Consider the following 17,931-nt stretch of genomic DNA (forward strand, 5'->3'; position numbering starts at 1 on the left):
GTTTGCGGCATTGACCCGCAGAAACAGGCTACCTCAGTCGAAAAAACAGGCAGTCTGCCCAAATGATCTTCAGCGGCCGCGCAGTTTTTCGAGCAGTTCGGGCGTCGGGTAGCCGTCGGCCGGCATCCCCACCGTGACCTGATAAGCGCGGATCGCCTTGCGCGTGTTGAAGCCGATGATGCCGTCGACGCCGCCGGTGTCGTAGCCGCGCTCGGTCAGCAGCCGTTGCAGGTCGTGACGTTCGCTGCGTCCCAGCGGCCGGTCGCCGCGCGGCCAGGACGCCGCGATCTCGCCGCGGCCTTTGTAGCGATCGGCCAGCAGATGAACGGCCAGCGCATAGGATGTCGAGGCGTTGTAGGCGAGGATGGTGCGAAAATTGTGCATGACGAGGAAGGCCGGCCCCCGATGACCCGACGGCAGGAAGATCGAGGAATTTTCATCGGCCTCGCCGCCCGGGAAAGGCCGCCCGTCGATGCGCGCGACGCCGGCCTTGATCCATTCCGCTTGCGTTTTCGAAACCGACATGTCCGCTTCGGCGAACTCGAACCCTTGCGGCAGCTTGACCTCGTAGCCCCAGACGCCGCCGCGCCGCCAGCCTGAATTCTGCAGGTAGTGACCGGCAGACGCCAGAGCGTCGGCATGTGAGTTCCAGATGTCGCGCTTGCCGTTGCCGTCGAAATCGACCGCATGGGCATTGTAGGTGGTCGGAATAAATTGTGTCTGGCCCATCGCGCCCGCCCATGATCCGAGCATGCGCTCGGGCTCAATGTCACCCCTCTGCACGATCTGCAGGGCAGCGATGAGTTGCGTGCGGCCATAGTCCTGACGGCGGCCCTTGTAACCCAGCGTCGCCAGCGAGCGGACGACCGACATCGTGCCCTGGAAACTGCCATAGTTCGATTCAAGACCCCAGATCGCCACCAGCACATGACGATCGACGCCATAGGCCTCCTCGATGCGGTCGAGCAGCGCCTTGTTTTCGGTCAGCAATGCCTTGCCCCGCGCAACGCGCGTGTCCGACAGCGCGCCTTCGAGATATTCCCAGACCGGCCGCGTGAACTCGGGCTGGCTCTCGTTCGCTTCGACGACGCGCGGATCGGGGCGGACGCCGCGCATCGAACGGTCGAAGGTCTGCGGCGCAACACCGGCCTTCAGTGCCGCTTCGCGAAAGCCGGTCAGCCAGCCGGCGAATTCGGTATCGTCGGCAAGCGCGGCGGCGCTGCCGGGCGGCGGCAGCGGCACGCCGGGCGGCACATTGGCGGCGCAGCCCGTTACCGAGAAGCCGACCAGCGCGACGGCGGTAACGGCCGACCGCAAGGAAAGCCGGGCTCGCGAGCGGAAACCCGGAAGGATAGAAGCTGGCATCGCGCACTCCAACGCATGTCGATCGGCAGACGCTATCACGGCCCGTCAGAAAATCGAGAGACCGCAACGCCACCGACGGCAAGCATCGGCGCCCCGAACACGAAATCCCTATCGGTGAAATAAGGCGAGATGTCGACCGGCGCCGGCCCATAGTTAAAGACGAAGCGCCACGGACCGCGCCGCCGCGTCCTGAGACCGGCCGGCAGGGCGCAGACCGAAAGCCCCGCCTCGCGCGCCAGCCGCTCGACAATACGTTCAAGGAGGGCCCCGTCGGCACCCCCCGCCAGATAGTAAGCCCGGCGGCACCGCGTCAGCGCCGGATGGCCGTCTTCGCTCTCGGCCAGCACTTCCGTTCCCGGCGCGGGCTCGACGAATTCGCGCCAGCGGTCAAAGGCGAAGGTCTCGTTGTCGTAGCGAACCGGCACAGCCGAATACGACCGGAAGCTCTCGGCGCGTGTGACCTTGACGCCGAGGACCTCGGCAAGCGGGCCGGGCGCCAGATTGTCGGGAATGCGGTGCGAGGCCGTGCGGCTGCCGCTGCGCGGGCCGACAAGCAGCGTGCCCTCGAAGGTGGCGAGCGCCGCGGCCAGCACGTCCGGAACATGCGGCATGGAAGGCACCAGCACCAGCGCATAGGGGGATAGATCGGCATGTGGGCCGACGATGTCGATATCGAGGCCGAGGCGACGGAGCGCGCGGTACATCGCGAAAACCGGCTCGACATAGTTGAAGTTGCGTCCTTGCGGCTGCACACGCAGGAACCACGCCGCCTCGTAGGAAAAGACCAGCGCCGCCCTGGCGGGTGCGGCCGCACCCAGCGGCCCGAGCGCCTTGAGATCGGCCGACAATTGCTCGACCTCGAAGAGCGCGCGATCGGGCGTGTTGTCGGGCATGTTGAGGCCGGCATGAAACTGTTCCTGCGCGAAGAGCGCCTCCCGCCAGCGAAAGTATGAAATCGTCTCGGCGCCATGCGCGAAACCTTCGAGCCCCCAGAGCCGGACGAGACCCGGCAACGCGTCGGTATTGTATTGGGCCCAATTGACCGGCCCCGGCTGCTGTTCCATCACCCAGAAACGTCCACGCCCCGCGCCACGATAAAGATCGTGGTGGAAGGCCTGCATGTCAGGATCGCCAGTGCGCGCGAAGGCAGCCTTGTGCGCCGTTTCTCCGGGAAAGACATCGAGACTGCCGAGCGGATAGGAATCCCAGGTCGCAATATCGAGGTCCTTCATCACCGCGTAGTGGTCGAAGTCGAGGAAGAAGGTCATGAAATTGTGCAGGATGTCGCGGCCCGGCGAGAGCGCACGAATGATGCCGGTCTGCACGCGGTTGAACGCCGCCACCTGATCGGACGAGTAGCGGTGGAAGTCGGCGCGGTGCGACGGATTGGTCTCGGTGACGGCGCCCGACGGCAAGTCGATCTCGGCGAAGTCGCGATATTCCATGCTCCAGAAGACATTGCCCCAGGCTTCGTTGAGCAGGTGAATGTCGCCATAGCGCTCCTTCAGCCAGTGACGAAAGCCGACAAGCGCTTCATGCGAGTATGAGAGTACCGTGTCGTGACAGCCATACTCGTTGTCGGTCTGCCAGGCGACGATGCCCGGATGCTTGCCGAAGCGCGTCGCAAGCGCCGTCACGATTCGCGCGCATTCACGCCGGTATCCCGCATGGGAAAAACAATAGTGGCGGCGCGAGGCGAAGCCGCGCGGGCGGCCGCGGGCGTCGACCGGCAACATGTCCGGCATCGCGTCGACCAGCCATTTCGGCGGTGTCGCGGTCGGTGTGCCGAGGACAACTTCAAGTCCGGCGTCATGCAGCGTGTCGAGGGCGCGGCCGAGCCAGTCGAAATCGTAATGGCCGGGACGAGGTTCGAGCCGCGACCACGCAAACTCGCCGATCCGGACACGCCTGATGCCCGTGGCCCGCATTCGCCGCGCATCGTCCGCCCACATCGCCTCCGGCCAATGCTCGGGATAGTAGCAGACCCCGATCGTAACGTCGGTGTCGCGCGGTTCGGCCATGGATTCCCCCTCCGGTTTTCTCTAACTTGCCGGAAACGGCGGCAGGACCGCAAGGCGGCAAAAGGGCACGAAACATGACCAGGGTTTGCTTGATCGGCGCGGGCAGCACGGTCTTCATGAAAAACCTCGTAGGCGACATCCTGCTGAACGGGATTTTCGCCGATTGCGAGATCGCGCTGCACGACATCGACGAAGCGCGCCTGAAAACCTCCGCCGTCGTCGCCGCCAAGATCGCCGATGCGCTGTCGGTATCGCCCACGATCACTGCGACGACCGACCGGCGAGAGGCGCTGAGGGATGCCGATTTCGTGATCGTGATGATTCAGGTCGCCGGCTACAAGCCCGGCACGGTGACCGATTTCGAGATCCCGAAGAAATACGGTCTCCGCCAGACCATCGCTGACACGCTTGGCGTCGGCGGCATCATGCGCGGCCTGCGCACCGTTCCGGTGCTGCTGGAGATTACCAGCGACATGCGCGAGCTCTGCCCGAACGCATTGATGCTCCAATATGTCAATCCCATGGCAATCAACTGCTGGGCGCTCAACCGCATGGCGCCCGACATCCGTCATGTTGGCCTATGCCATTCGGTGCAAGGTACGGCCTACGAACTCTCGAAGGATCTCGACGTCGACTACAAATCGCTGCGCTACCAATGCGCCGGCATCAATCACATGGCTTTCTACACGAAGTTCGAGCGCGAACGCCCCGACGGCACGCGCGAGGACCTCTATCCGCGCCTGAAGGAAATCGCGTCGCAAGGCACCGAGCCCGCGTGGAACAAGGTGCGCTACGAGGTGTTGCGCCGCACCGGCTATTTCGTCACGGAGTCGAGCGAACATTTCGCCGAATACGTGCCTTGGTTCATCAAGCGCGACCGGCCGGAACTGATCGAGAAGTTCAACATCCCACTCGACGAGTATATTCGCCGATGCGAAGAGCAGATTGCGGCATGGGAAGCCCAGGAGCGCGAACTGGTTTCGGCGAACCGATTGGAGGTAAAATTTTCGGGCGAATACGGCGCGAAGATCATGCGCGCCGTCGCAACCGGAAAGCCGGCGGTCATCAATGGCAATGTCGCAAACACAGGCCTCATCGACAATCTGCCGGCCGGCGCCTGCGTCGAGGTGCCCTGCCTCGTCGACGCAAACGGTGTGACGCCGACACGGGTGGGCGCCCTGCCGCCTCATCTGGCCGCCATGATGCAGACCAACATCAATGTGCAGTCGTTGACGCTGGAGGCGCTGGCAACCGGCAAGCGCGAACACATCTACCACGCCGCCATGATGGACCCGCATACGGCGGCCGAACTGTCGCTCGATCAGATATGGGGGCTCGTCGACGATTTGATCGACGCGCATGGCGACTGGCTGCCGCGCTTTCATTGACGGCCGCGATTGCCGATTTTTGTGTCATTTCCGCGACGTGAATATAAAATCCGGGCCTTGCTTGTGGGGAAGCAGAACCGATTCGTGGCGCGAGAGGAAGCTTGATGGAATTCGCACTGTCCAGAACATGGCAATGGAAGTCGCTGCTGCTCTGGACAGTCCTTTCAGCACTTCTCTTTGCTTCATGGTGGCCCATCGAAGTAACGCGCGCGTGGTGGGACGCCTTCGATATCTGGGTCTTCCATACAACGAATGCCACCGTCACATCGCAGCCGATGGCGGTGATTTGGGCCCTGTCGGGCGACCGGCGCTTCGACTACCTGTCGGCGCTCATCATTCTCGGTGTCTATCTCGCTTACATTTCACGCGGCGATTTCGCGCGATTCCGCGACGGCGTTGCCTTCGGCGTCGTGACGGCGGCAATCCTGCTGGTCGTCATCGTTCTTCAGCGCGAGATCATTTCCTTTCCGCGCCTCTCGCCGTCGCTGGCGCTCGACGCATATCACTCAATCCAGACCTATGTGCCCTGGTCACTCGCCAAGGAAGGTTCCAATTCGAGTTTCCCGGGCGATCACGCCACCGTCACCATGATCATCGCGGTGCTGTGGTGGGTGGGCCTTGGCTGGCGCATGGGCCTGCTCGGCGCCGCTCTCGGCATTGTCTTCGCGATGCCGCGCATCGCCGCCGGCGCGCACTGGGCAACCGACGTCGTGATCGGCGGCGGCGCCGTGACGTTGCTAACGATCGGCATCGTGCACGGAACGCCGTTCGGCTGGTGGGTACATGGCTTTGCTGTACGCTGGACCGACGCTGTGCTCGCGGTGTGGTTCAATGCGGTCAGGCGCCTGAGCGTCGACGGACGCGACAATGTCGATCCGACACGGCAGACGCTGCGTGGCATGTGCATCGGCACGGCGGACCTCATACCCGGCGTCAGCGGCGGCACGATGGCGCTTATCCTCGGCATCTATGACCGGCTGATCGCCGCGATCGCTCATGTCGACATGATGTTTCTGAAGCAGCTCCGGAAACGCGAATTGACGGCCGCACTGCGCCACATCGACTTCCTGTTTCTGCTGCCGCTCGGTTTCGGCGCGCTTCTCGCCATCATTGTCTTCACCCGCGTCGTACCGCTGTCGGTTCTCGTGACCGAGTTTCCCGAAGCGATGTTCGGCTTCTTCTTTGGCTTGATCGCCGCTTCCGTTGTCGGCCTTCTGTCTCATGTCGGCCCGGGCAGGCGCCTGCACTGGATATGGCTTGCCGCCGGCGTCGCCTTCGGGCTCGCCGTCTCGATCCTGGTGCCTGTTCGCACGCCGGACGACATCTGGTTTGTCTTTCTTTGCGGCATGATCGCGATTGCGGCCATGCTGCTGCCCGGCATATCGGGCTCATTCGTGCTTTTGATCCTCGGCAAATACACCGAGACAATCGATGCGCTGGGCCGTCTCGACTTCTCGTTCCTCGTGCCGCTGGCGGCCGGCATCGTCGCCGGCGCCCTGGCCTTTTCGCGCGCCATCGCCTGGTTGCTGACCCATTATCATCGTCAGACGATGCTGACCGTGATCGGCATTCTGGGTGGCTCGCTGCTTGCGGTCTGGCCGTTCAAGGAACGTGAATACGCTTTGATCGACGAAAAGACGCGTCTCATCGCGTCGCATCCCTACTTCCCCGATCGCATTGACGGCACCGTCGTGCTGGGGGTGGCCGCCATGGTGGCGGGCGCCCTGCTGTTCCGGTTTCTCGACCGGCTCGCCCGGAAATCGGCTGAAAACGGAACAACATAACCGCTTCCCGCTTCAAAAACGGCGCTTTCGCGCAACCTTAAGACGGGGTTAAGCGCCGGCATGCTCCAATCGCGGAACATGCTGACGATTTACAATTGCATAACGGTTGAGCACGACCTGAGCCTTGTCTTTCTTGCCGGGCTTGTTTGTACGCTTGCCAGTCTTTCGACTGTCAGTCTTCTCGTCCACGCGCGGGAAGTCGGGCCGGAGCGTCGTGCACTCTGGATTCTGGGTGCTGGCATCGTCGCCGGTTGCGGCATCTGGGCGACGCATTTCATCGCCATGCTGGCATTCCGTCCGGACGAGCCCGTGAACTACGCGCCGGGCCTGACTTTCGCGTCGCTCATCATCGCGCTTGCGCTTTCGACGGCCGGGCTTTTCGTTGCCCAGCGCCTGCGGCCCGCCGGCATCGGCGGCGCGGCGCTCGGCTTCGCCATCGGCGCCATGCACTATGTCGGCATGGCCGCCGTCAGCCTTCACGGTCACCTCGTCTGGGATCGCGATTTCGTCATCGCCTCGATCGTCCTTGGTGTCGTTCTCGGCGCAGCGGCATTGCAAGCGCTTTCCGCCCTGCCGGGATTCATGGGGCGCATGGCTGCCGCGACATTGCTGACGCTTGCGATTTGCTCTCTGCATTTTACGGGAATGGCAGCGGTTTCCATCGTTCCAGATCCGTCCGTCGTCTTTACCGAGAGCGCCGTGGAACCCTATGCCATGGCCATCGCAGTCGCAGCCATCACCGTGTTGATCGTCGTACTCGCCTTTGCCGGATCGGCGGTCGACGGGTATCTGTCCGACCGCTCCGTAAAGGAAGCGGACCGCCTGCGCGCCTATGTTGCGGAACTCGAAGAAACCAAGCGCAAGCTCGAAACCACATCGAAGGAACTGATGGTGGCGCTCGGCGCCGCGGCTTCGGCCGATCAGGCAAAGTCGCAATTCCTTGCAACGATGAGCCATGAATTGCGCACACCCCTCAATGCGATACTCGGCTTCTCCGAATTGATGTCGTCGGAAACTTTCGGGCCGCTCGGAAGCTCGCGCTACAAGGACTACTCCGACGACATCCTGAAAAGCGGCAAGCACCTCCTGTCGCTGATCAACGACGTTCTCGACTTCACCCGTGTCGACGCCGGCGCGCTGCTGCTCAACGAGGAAGATGTCGATGTCGGCGAGGCAATCGGCGACGCCGCGCACATGATCGAAGCCCAGGCCAATGCCGGCAACGTTGCCATGCACATCGAACTGGACAAACGCCTGCCGCACATTCACGCCGACCACCGCCGCGTTCGGCAGGTGCTGCTGAACCTGATGTCCAATGGGGTGAAATTCACACCGGCCGGCGGCGAAGTTCGCGTCGTAGCGGGCGTCGAAGGCGGAGCGCTCGTCATCCGCGTCATCGATACCGGCATCGGTATCGCACCCGACGACATCCCGGTCGCGCTTGAGAGATTCGGTCAGATCGACTCCGATCTCGCACGCAAATATGAGGGCACCGGGCTCGGCCTGCCCCTGTCGAAATGCCTGATGGAACATCACGGCGGCACGCTGCAAATCGAAAGCGACCCCGGACGCGGCACAACGGTCAGCATCCGCTTTCCGAAAGAAAGAATCCTGAAGAAAGCACCGGCACAACGCCCGGGCGTTCACGCCGCGCAGTAGGCAGCGGCGCGGCTACGCGCCGTCCCCGACGCGCCACGCAGCAGGATTTCCGGCCGCAACTCTCGGCCACCAGTCCGAAATGTCCGGCGGAAAAAGCGCAACGATGCAACCGCCGAACCCGGCGCCGGTGAGGCGTGCACCGGCCGCACCGGCATCCAGCGCGCTCTCGACCAGCCTGTCGAGCGCCGGTGTCGACACTTCGAAATCCCGCGCCAGCGAAACATGGCTCTCATTCATCAGCGCGCCGAAACGCCAAAGGTCGGCAGCCTCCAGCGCCGAAGCCGCGGCAAGAACGCGCTCGTTTTCGGTCACGACATGGCGCGCGCGCTTCAGCATTTCGCCGTCGGTGAGCCCAGAAAGTGCGCCAGCATCCGCATCGCGCAACGCCGGCAAGCCGAGACGACGCGCGGCCTCCGCGGTCGCCTGCCGTCTTGCATTGTAGGCGGCGTCCGCCAGACGCCGCGGTTCGCCGCAATGCACGATCGCAAAGTGGAATTCCGGCGGTACGGTAACGAGACGGCCGGTATTCGTACGGCAATCGAGCAGCAAGGCTTGCGCCGGACGGCCGACCGCGCTCGCCATCTGGTCGAGAATACCGCACTGGACGCCGCAATAGTTGTTCTCACCCGCCTGCGCGAGACGCGCCACCTCGCCATCGGGAAGCGTCTGCCCGGTGAGTGCCAGCATGGCGCGCAATGTGGCAACCTCGAGCGCCGCCGACGACGAAAGCCCGGCGCCCGACGGAACCGACGAGCACACTGACACCTCGACCGGAGGCACGTCGAAACCGGCCTTTGCAAGTTCGGCCAACGGTCCGGCGATGTAGTCGGTCCAGTCGCCGCGCGGCGGGCCGAACGGATCGAAGACAAGCGTCGTGCCCATCCCCTCGCTGCAGGCCCGAAACGCATGGGCTGGTGCCAGCGCAACCGACGTTTCGAGATCGAGCGGCATCGGCAGGCAAAAACCCTCCGCATAGTCGGTGTGGTCGCCGATCAGGTTGACCCGGCCCGGCGCCGACGCCTCGACGGCCGGCGCGCGGCCGAACGCACGCAGGAAAATGTCGCTCACGCACGGCCCTCCGGATCGACGGCTTTCAGGCGCGCCGCTGCCTGCTCGGGCGGGATGTCGACAAGGAAGATACCGGCGCCCTGCTCGACGCCCGCGAGATATTTCAGCTTGCCGGCGTCACGCCGGAACGGACGAATTTCGATCGTCATGTGAAAACTGTCTTCGAAGCCGCGCGGCGCTGCCTGCACCGTCAGTATGTAGGGCATCGGCTTGCCGAAAAGCCCGTCGAGACGGCGCACCGAGCGGCCTAGCAGACGTGCCAGCGCTTCCGTTTCCGCAGACGACAACGCATCGGGACCGGGAACGCGGCGGCGCGGCGCAAGCCAGGTCTCGAACGGGTACATCGCGAATGGCGGCACGAACGACACCGCGGCGCCGTTCTCGTCGAGCTGCAGCGCAGGCGCGCCCGCCTCAACTAGACGTGTGACGACCGGCGCATCCGCTTGCGCCTGCGCGGCCCGCAGCGCCCGTTGCGGAACGAAGGAGAAGGCATAGATCTGGCCGTGCGGATGATGCAGCGTCACGCCGATCTCTTCGCCCCGGTTCTCGAAAGGAAGGACGAAGGCAAAGCCGGCCTCGTCGCGCAGTGCCTTGAGCCGCGCACCCCAGACCTCGATCAGCAGCGCCAGCCTGTCGACCGGCAGCGTGCCGAGCCCGCCCGCATGATCGGCCGAAAACACCACCACTTCGCAGCGCCCCGCAGCCGGCGACGTGGCGATGCCTTCGATCGCCGGCAATTCGTTCGTCCCGGCAACCAGCGCAGGGAACCGGTTTTCGAAGACGGCAATCTCGAAATCGGCAAAGGGAATTTCACCAAGCCGCCCCTCTGCCGCCGGGCAAAGCGGACAGGCCGCCGCGTCGGGCAGGAATGTCCGCCCCTGTCGCGCGCCCGCGTAGGAAACCCATTCGCCAAGCAATGGATGCCAGCGCAGATGCGGCGGCGTGGCCGGGGGCTCGGCCGGCAGCGCCGCGAGCGGCGGCGCCTCATGGAGCCCACGCCCATAAAGCAGCAACTCGCGGCCACCCGGCATCGAATGTCGTCTGAAGGTAAACAACGAAGGCCCCACCTTTGCATTAACCCCGAATTAACCGCGTTCAACAGCTCAATTCGGCACACGGCATTCTGGCGCACAACTTGCGCTCTCACGAAGCAATTGTCGCATTCGGACACATTGTAGGCGTGAGTACCGTGACCGCACTGAACAACCGGATTTCAGCTTTCGAGACCGCAACCCCCGTTGCCTCGCCCTTGGCGCCCGCGACCGAGGCCGCGCCGCGCGAGCAGCAGGTGGCCGGCTCGCGCCTGACGCCGCTCGCCGACCGCTTCATGCTGCTGATGGGCGATATGGGGGCGCTGATGATCGCCCAGTTGATTGCCGGCATGATCGCTTTCGGCGTCAGTATCCAGCTTTTCAACACCGATTTCGGTGCCCTGAACGCCGAAGAACTGACCGGCCGCCTTGTCCGCATCGGCTTCCTGCTGATGCTGCCGGTCCTCTGGTGGGCCGCCAAGGGCCATTATTCGAAGCGCACCCCTTTCTGGTCGGAGGCCAAGGAAATCGTTAAGGCGATTGCCCTGGTCGCGCTGGTCGACGGCTTCCTGCTCTACCTGACCAAGGACTATTTCTCCCGCCTCTGGATGCTCCAGGCCTGGGTCTGGGCGCTGGTTCTGGTCCCGGTGGCGCGTATCGGTATGAGACATGTCCTGAAGCGGTACGGCGGCTGGACGGCACCGGTGCTGCTGATCGGCTCGAAGGAGAACACCGACGAGGCCGCCCAGGTCCTCGAATCCGAGCCCTATCTGGGCTACGAGATCGCCGGCACGGTGGACCTCGCCGACCTGACCTCGGAAAGCAATGCCTCGAGGCCCGGCAGCCTGCTTTATCGCGCTGGTGGCCAGCTCTCGGCGGCGCTCCGCCTCGCCTGCAACGGCCACGGCGCCCGTTTCGTGGTGCTGGCGCCCTCGCCCGAGGAAATGGCCAAGCTCGACCACATCCTTCGCGCCCTGCACCGCGCCCGCATCGCCTTTTCGATCATCCCGCCGGTCAAGGGCATCGGCGTGATGGCGCTCGAAACCGGCAACTTCTTCAGCCACGACCTCGTGATGCTGACGCTGGCCGACAACCTGAACCGTCCGATGGCGCGCATCGTCAAGCGCAGCTTCGACCTCGCGGTCGCCTCCGCCGCGCTGTTGGTCCTCTCGCCCTTCTTCTGGGCCGCTTCGGCGCTGATCCGCCTCGACGGCGGCCCGGCCTTCTACGGCCACCGCCGCGTCGGCGAGAAGGGCCGCGAGTTCATGTGCCGGAAGTTCCGCACCATGCATGTGGACGGCGATGCAATCCTGAAGAAAATTCTGGACAGCGATCCGCAGCGCGCCGCCGAATGGGCCCGCGACCAGAAGCTGCGCGAGGATCCCCGCATCACCCGCATCGGCGCCTTCCTGCGCAAGACCAGCCTCGACGAACTGCCGCAGCTCCTGAACGTGATCCGCGGCGAAATGAGCCTTGTCGGACCGCGTCCGGTCACCTACCCGGAAGTCCTGCGCTACGGCGAGGACGCCGAATACTACCTCTCCGCCAAGCCCGGCATCACCGGCCTCTGGCAGGTCAGCGGCCGCAACGACACGACCTACATGCGCCGCGTCCAGCTCGACGCCTGGTACGTCAAGAACTGGTCGCTTTGGCAGGACATCGCGATCATGTTCAAGACGCTGCCGGCCGTACTGCTGCGCAAGGGCGCCTGCTGAAACGGTCTTAACCTGAAAAAGGCGGAGAAATTGACAGACCCGGCAACCGAAAGGCTGCCGGGTCTTTCGTGCGCGAAGAGACAAAAACAAGCAAAATCAACGACATAAAGAAAGCGAGAGCCCGGAAGGCCGCCGTCGAAGCACCGGCGATCCGCGCACTTGGTAACCATCCGTAAAGGTTAACTCTGGCAAGAATGAAGGGCGGCAGGCGGGGGCGCAGGCCCGAATCATTCGGAAAGGCAGAGCCAGAGCCATGTTTGAGGACAAGTCGATCCTGATCACAGGCGGCACGGGATCATTCGGCAAGAAATTTACCCGCACGCTGATTGAGCGCCACCGCCCGCGACGCCTCGTGATCTATTCGCGCGACGAGCTGAAGCAGTTCGAGATGGCGCAGCGGTTCAACGGGTCTGAAATGCGCTACTTCATCGGCGACGTGCGCGATGGCGAGCGCCTGCGCCAGGCCATGCAGGGCGTCGACATCGTGATCCACGCCGCCGCCCTGAAGCAGGTACCGGCAGCCGAATACAATCCGATGGAATGCATCAAGACCAACATTCACGGCGCCGAGAACGTCATCAAGGCCGCGATCGAGAACAAGGTCGGTCACGTGATGGCGCTATCGACCGACAAGGCGGCCAACCCGATCAATCTCTACGGGGCGACCAAACTGGCCTCCGACAAGCTCTTCGTGGCCGCCAACAACATGGTCGGCAGTGCGCCGACACGTTTTGCCGTCGTGCGCTATGGCAATGTGGTCGGCTCGCGCGGCTCGGTGGTTCCCTTCTTCGCCAAGCTCATCCAGGACGGTGCGAAGGAACTGCCGATCACCGACGAACGGATGACGCGCTTCTGGATCACGCTCCAGGAAGGCGTCGACTTCGTGCTCGACAATCTTCAGCGCATGCATGGCGGCGAGATCTTTGTGCCCAAGATCCCGTCAATCCGGATCACCGATCTGGCTGCCGCGATAGCTCCGGGAATGCCGACCAGGACCATCGGCATCCGCCCCGGCGAGAAGCTGCATGAAATCATGTGTCCGGCCGACGATTCCCATCTTACTGTCGAATTCGACGATCACTATGTCATCCGCCCAACCATCAGGTTCTTCAACGGCGATGCCGATTACCTGACGAACCGGCGCGGCGAAAAAGGCAAGATCGTCGAACAGGGTTTCGAATACAATTCCGGCACGAACCCGCACTTCCTGAATACAGAGGAGATCGCTGCGTACAACGCACGGGCCGAGGCATGATCCCCTATGGGCGGCAAAGCATCAGCGACGACGACATCGCAGCAGTCATCGAAACGCTGAAATCGGACTGGCTGACGCAAGGCCCTGCCGTGCCTCGCTTCGAGGCCGCCCTTTGCGCCGCAACGGGTGCTGACCATGCGGTAGCAGTCAACAGCGCGACTTCGGCGCTCCACATCGCCTGTCTTGCGCTTGGGCTCGGGCCCGGCGACATCGCATGGACGGTACCCAACACATTTGTAGCGTCGGCCAATTGCGCGCTTTACTGCGGCGCGACGGTCGATTTTGTCGATATCGATCCTGCGAGCTACAACATGGATACCGCCGCATTGGAGGCAAAGCTTGCGAGTGCCGAGGCTCAGGGTCGTCTTCCCAAGGTGCTGATCCCGGTGCATTTCGGTGGCCACTCCTGCGACATGAAGGAAATCGCGGTGCTGGCGGCGCGGTACGGCTTTCATGTAATCGAGGATGCCTCCCATGCGATCGGAGGGGCTTATGATGGGGGGCCTGTCGGCGATTGCCGTTATTCCGACATTTGCGTGTTCAGCTTTCATCCGGTGAAAATCGTGACGACCGGTGAGGGCGGCGCGGCGATGACGAACGATCCGGCGCTCGCAGAAGCGATGCGGCTGTTACGCTCGCATGGCATCACGCGCGATTTGGCGGTGATGCGCGGCGATGAACGCGGCTCATGGGTTTATGAACAACACGCGCTCGGATTCAACTATCGGATGACCGACATTGCCGCGGCGCTTGGCGCGAGCCAGATGAAACGCCTCGACGAATTCGTCGCGAAGCGCACAGCGCTCGCCGATCGCTACGACGTGCTGCTCGGCAACCTGCCGGTCGGACGCCCGCCGCGCCGCACCGACAGAAACTCCGCCTGGCACCTCTATGCGATCAACCTCGAAGCAGCCGATGACAATGGTACGTTGCGGGCGCATGTGTTCGAGCACATGCGTGCCGCGGGTGTCGGCGTCAATGTGCATTATATTCCCGTTCATTTTCAGCCGTATTACCGTGCGCTCGGTTTCCGGCACGGCGAATTTCCCGGTGCCGAGAAGTTCTACGCCCGCGCCCTGACGCTGCCGCTCTTTCCCGACCTCACGCCTGACGACCAGGACAAGGTCGTCGCGACACTAAAAGAGGCGCTGGCATGATCGTCGCGGTGATCCCGGCGCGTGGCGGCAGCAAGCGCATTCCGGGCAAGAACATTCGGCCTTTTGCGGGCAAGCCGATCATCGCATGGTCGATCGAGGCGGCGCGGGAGAGCGGGCTCTTCGACCGGATCGTCGTCTCGACCGACGATGAAAGAATCGCCGAAGTCGCGGCCGCCTGCGGTGCAGAGGCACCGTTTCGCCGTCCCCCCGGCCTTGCTGATGACCACACCCCCACGGTGCCGGTAATCGCCGATGCAATAGCGCGCCTGAACGTCGCGGATAGCACCGCCGTGTGTTGCCTTTATGCGACGGCCCCCTTTGTCGCGCCCGCCGATCTGCGCGCCGGTCACCGGTTGCTTGAGGAAACCCGCGCGCCCTTTGTTCTGAGCGTGACCAGCTTTGCTTTCCCAATCCAGCGGGCGCTGAGGCGCCATTCGTCGGGCGCGGTCGAAATGTTCGACCCCGCGCAGATGCAGACCCGATCTCAGGATCTGGAAGAAGCGTGGCACGACGCCGGGCAATTCTACTGGGCGCGGGCCGCGACATGGCAAAGCGGGGCGGGCATATTCGACAATGGCGCATATGGCCTGCCGCTGCCGCGTCATCGCGTTCAGGATATCGACACCGAGGAAGACTGGATCCGCGCGGAACACATGATGCGCATTCTTCAGGCGGAGGCGCATCCGTGATGCATGTCGCCTTCCGCACAGACGCCGCACTGACCATCGGCACCGGCCATGTCATGCGTTGCCTGACGCTTGCTCGGGCGTTGGCGCTGCAAGGTCACAACTGCCGGTTCGTCTGTCGCGACCTGCCAGGCAACCTCAATCCCCAAATCGCGGCGGAGTTCGGCCTGACCCCGCTTCCTGCACCACAAGGACCTGTCCCGGCCGGCCCGCCCGCCCATGCAGCTTGGGCCGGCGTGGATTGGACGCAGGACGCGGTGGAAACCCGCGCAGCGCTGCAGGCGGCGCCTACGGATTGGCTGGTGTTGGATCACTACGCCTTTGATGCGCGTTGGCAAAAGGCCGCCCTGCCCGACGGCACGAAGCTGATGGTGATCGACGATCTGGCTGACCGCCCCCATATCTGCGACATGCTGCTTGACCAGAACCTTGGCCATGACGCTTTGAATTATGCCGGGCTGGTGCCTGACGGCAGCATCTGCCTGACCGGGCCGCGTTACGCGCTGCTGCGCCCCGAATTCGCCGATCTGCGGGCAAAGGCACTGGCGGCGCGTGCCGGGCGCGGCCTGCGGCATCTGCTGATTTCGATGGGCGGAGTGGATACAGTCGATGCGACATTGACCATTCTTCGGGCCTTGCCGGGCGCACCACTGCCCGAGAATCTGGAGATCGCAGTGGTCATGGGCGCGCAGGCCCCTGCGCTAGAACAAGTTCGCGCGCTGGCAGGCGAAATGCCCTGGCGAACGAAAGTAGTGGTTGATGTGCGCGACATGGCCGCGCGTATGGGTCAGGCCGATCTGGCCATCGGTGCGGGTGGCGGCACCACATGGGAACGCTGCTGCCTTGGTCTGCCCAGTATCATCGTGCAGATTGCCGAGAATCAGGCCGGTATCGCGCAGGCACTGGCCAAGGCAGGGGCGGCGCTCGATCCCGGGCCGCTGCACACCCCGGATTTCGCGCACAGATTGCGGGCGGCGCTGGCCGACGCCCGCGATCCCGGCCGCATGGCTGCCCTGTCGGAAAATGCAGCCGCGCTTTGCGATGGCGAGGGGGTCGGGCGGGTGTTGTCCATTTTCGGTCAGGGGGCGTCGGCATGAAAATCGACATCATCTGTTCAAGCGACGACCATCCGGTAAATCCCTGGCTTAAACAATGGATGCGCAAGCACGAGACCCGGCATCGACTTGGACTCTTGCGGAAAAAAACAGAACTCACATCAGGCGACATTCTTTTCCTGATCTCTTGCACCGAATTGATCTCGTCGGAACAGAGAAAGCTCTACAGACATTGTATCGTTCTCCACGCCAGCGATCTTCCCGCCGGCCGTGGCTGGAGCCCGCACATCTGGTCGATTCTCGAAGGTGCGTCGACCATAACGGTGTCTGCAATCGATGCCGAAGATCGCGTGGATAGCGGAGCGATCTGGGCGCAAAGAGCCTTCGATGTTGCGCCACATCAGTTGCACGATGAGATCGACGCAGCGCTTTTCGATGCCGAAATTGCGCTTTTGGACCAGGTCGTAGGTATGGTGGAACGCGGTGAGACACCAGTACCCCAGCCCGATACTGAAGCGAGCTACTACCCGCGCAGAACCCCTGCGGACAGTGAAGTTGACCCGGGCAAGTCAATTTCCGAACAATTCGACAAGATCAGGGTATGCGATCCGAACCGTTACCCGGCGTTCTTCAGACTGCATGGCCATGTGTATTCGATCAGCCTGAAAAAGGTTCAGAGCGATGACAAACATTGAAATTTCAGGCCGCGCCATCGGCGCCGGCAATCCGCCCTATGTCATTGCTGAAGTGTCGGCCAATCACAATGGCGACCTGAACCAGGCGTTGCGCCTCATCGACGCCGCCGCCGAGGCGGGCGCGGACGCGGTCAAGATCCAGACCTATCGCCCCGACACGATCACACTGAAATCGGATGCGCCGGATTTCCAGATTTCCGAAGGCCTGTGGGCCGGGCGTACGCTTTACGATCTGTATGAGTGGGCGCATACGCCATGGGAGTGGCATGAAACGCTCTTTGCCCATGCCGCCAAACGAAGCATCACGCTGTTTTCGTCGCCCTTCGACTCCACGGCGGTGGACCTTTTGGAAGCCCTCGGCGCGCCAGCATACAAGATTGCCAGCTTCGAGGCCGTTGACCTGGCGCTGATCCGCTATGTCGCCTCGAAGGGCAAACCGATGATCATTTCCACCGGCATGGCAGATCTGGAGGAAATTTCGGAAGCGGTCGAGGCGGCGCACGAAGCTGGCTGCCGCGAATTGGTGCTGTTGCACTGCGTCTCGGGCTATCCGGCGCCGGCCTCGGACTACAACCTCGCCACGCTCTCGGATCTGGCGGCGCGCTTCGAGGTACCGGTGGGTCTGTCGGATCATACGCTTGACAATACGACCGCAATCGCCGCGGTGGCGCTGGGAGCCACTGTGATCGAAAAACATATGACGATGGATCGCACGGGCGGCGGACCGGATGACAGTTTTTCACTCGAACCGAAAGAGTTTGCGGCGCTTGTGAATGGCGCGCGGACGGCATGGGGGGCGATCGGCACGATCGACTACGGGCGAAAGTCCAGTGAACTGGGAAACATCAAATTCCGGCGCTCGCTTTATTTCGTGAAAGATTTGAGAGCAGGCGAAGCGATTACCCGGGATGCCATTCGCAGCGTACGTCCCGGCTACGGTCTGGCACCAAAGCATCTCGACGCTCTGATAGGCCGGCGTGTAAAAGCCGACATTCAGCGCAACACGCCCGTCAAGCTTGAGGACATTGAGTAGATGTTCGACAGCATCCGGA

14 protein-coding genes are annotated in these 17,931 nt (G+C 63.1%); 10 read left to right on the forward strand and 4 right to left on the reverse strand.

Features of this window, described 5'->3' with window-relative positions:
• Nucleotides 1-69: 69 nt before the first annotated feature.
• Both KF719_RS07070 and KF719_RS07075 read right to left on the reverse strand, forming a co-directional pair.
• A complete protein-coding gene (locus KF719_RS07070; RefSeq protein WP_293508013.1) occupies nt 70-1,365 on the reverse strand; it encodes a lytic murein transglycosylase in 1,296 nt (431 codons plus the stop codon).
• A gap of 35 nt (nt 1,366-1,400) precedes the next feature.
• Nucleotides 1,401-3,386 carry a beta-galactosidase gene (locus tag KF719_RS07075; protein ID WP_293508014.1) on the reverse strand — a complete coding sequence of 662 codons (1,986 nt, stop codon included), beginning with the start codon at nt 3,384-3,386 and terminating at the stop codon, nt 1,401-1,403.
• 74 nt (nt 3,387-3,460) lie between these two features.
• On the opposite strand from KF719_RS07075, the gene KF719_RS07080 reads away from it, so the two are divergent.
• From KF719_RS07080 to KF719_RS07090, 3 genes are all read left to right on the forward strand, one after another.
• A complete protein-coding gene (locus KF719_RS07080) occupies nt 3,461-4,774 on the forward strand; it encodes an alpha-glucosidase/alpha-galactosidase (protein WP_293508015.1) in 1,314 nt (437 codons plus the stop codon).
• A 104-nt stretch (nt 4,775-4,878) separates the two neighbouring features.
• Nucleotides 4,879-6,558 (forward strand): DUF368 domain-containing protein, encoded by a 1,680-nt coding sequence (locus KF719_RS07085; protein WP_293508016.1) that lies wholly within the window; start codon nt 4,879-4,881, stop codon nt 6,556-6,558.
• Between the two features lie 60 nt (nt 6,559-6,618).
• The gene (locus KF719_RS07090; RefSeq protein WP_293508017.1) at nt 6,619-8,217 is read left to right on the forward strand and encodes an MHYT domain-containing protein; all 1,599 of its coding nucleotides are present in this window, start codon (nt 6,619-6,621) and stop codon (nt 8,215-8,217) included.
• 12 nt (nt 8,218-8,229) lie between these two features.
• Here KF719_RS07090 and galK read toward each other — a convergent pair whose 3' ends face one another.
• Nucleotides 8,230-9,285: a galactokinase gene (galK, locus tag KF719_RS07095; protein WP_293508018.1), complete on the reverse strand. Its 1,056-nt coding sequence runs from the start codon at nt 9,283-9,285 to the stop codon at nt 8,230-8,232.
• A complete protein-coding gene (gene galT / locus KF719_RS07100) occupies nt 9,282-10,316 on the reverse strand; it encodes a galactose-1-phosphate uridylyltransferase (RefSeq protein WP_293508019.1) in 1,035 nt (344 codons plus the stop codon). The genes galK and galT overlap by 4 nt, the downstream gene beginning before the upstream one ends.
• A gap of 158 nt (nt 10,317-10,474) precedes the next feature.
• Between galT and wbaP the strand changes: the two genes are divergently transcribed.
• From wbaP to pseI, 7 genes are all read left to right on the forward strand, one after another.
• Nucleotides 10,475-12,031 (forward strand): undecaprenyl-phosphate galactose phosphotransferase WbaP, encoded by a 1,557-nt coding sequence (gene wbaP / locus KF719_RS07105; protein ID WP_293508020.1) that lies wholly within the window; start codon nt 10,475-10,477, stop codon nt 12,029-12,031.
• 253 nt (nt 12,032-12,284) lie between these two features.
• On the forward strand, nt 12,285-13,286 hold the full coding sequence (gene pseB / locus KF719_RS07110; protein ID WP_293508021.1) for a UDP-N-acetylglucosamine 4,6-dehydratase (inverting): 1,002 nt from the start codon (nt 12,285-12,287) through the stop codon (nt 13,284-13,286).
• Nucleotides 13,283-14,443: a UDP-4-amino-4,6-dideoxy-N-acetyl-beta-L-altrosamine transaminase gene (gene pseC / locus KF719_RS07115; RefSeq protein ID WP_293508022.1), complete on the forward strand. Its 1,161-nt coding sequence runs from the start codon at nt 13,283-13,285 to the stop codon at nt 14,441-14,443. Before pseB ends, pseC begins: the two co-directional genes overlap by 4 nt.
• Nucleotides 14,440-15,132: a pseudaminic acid cytidylyltransferase gene (gene pseF / locus KF719_RS07120; protein ID WP_293508023.1), complete on the forward strand. Its 693-nt coding sequence runs from the start codon at nt 14,440-14,442 to the stop codon at nt 15,130-15,132. The genes pseC and pseF overlap by 4 nt, the downstream gene beginning before the upstream one ends.
• Nucleotides 15,132-16,226 carry a UDP-2,4-diacetamido-2,4,6-trideoxy-beta-L-altropyranose hydrolase gene (pseG, locus tag KF719_RS07125; RefSeq protein WP_293510606.1) on the forward strand — a complete coding sequence of 365 codons (1,095 nt, stop codon included), beginning with the start codon at nt 15,132-15,134 and terminating at the stop codon, nt 16,224-16,226. Before pseF ends, pseG begins: the two co-directional genes overlap by 1 nt.
• Complete coding sequence (locus KF719_RS07130) at nt 16,223-16,879, forward strand: formyltransferase family protein (protein ID WP_293508024.1); 657 nt, start codon at nt 16,223-16,225, stop codon at nt 16,877-16,879. Before pseG ends, KF719_RS07130 begins: the two co-directional genes overlap by 4 nt.
• Nucleotides 16,866-17,912 carry a pseudaminic acid synthase gene (gene pseI, locus KF719_RS07135; RefSeq protein WP_293508025.1) on the forward strand — a complete coding sequence of 349 codons (1,047 nt, stop codon included), beginning with the start codon at nt 16,866-16,868 and terminating at the stop codon, nt 17,910-17,912. The genes KF719_RS07130 and pseI overlap by 14 nt, the downstream gene beginning before the upstream one ends.
• Nucleotides 17,913-17,931: the final 19 nt, after the last annotated feature.

Origin of the sequence: Parvibaculum sp. (assembly GCF_019635935.1) — a bacterium.
GTDB lineage: Bacteria > Pseudomonadota > Alphaproteobacteria > Parvibaculales > Parvibaculaceae > Parvibaculum.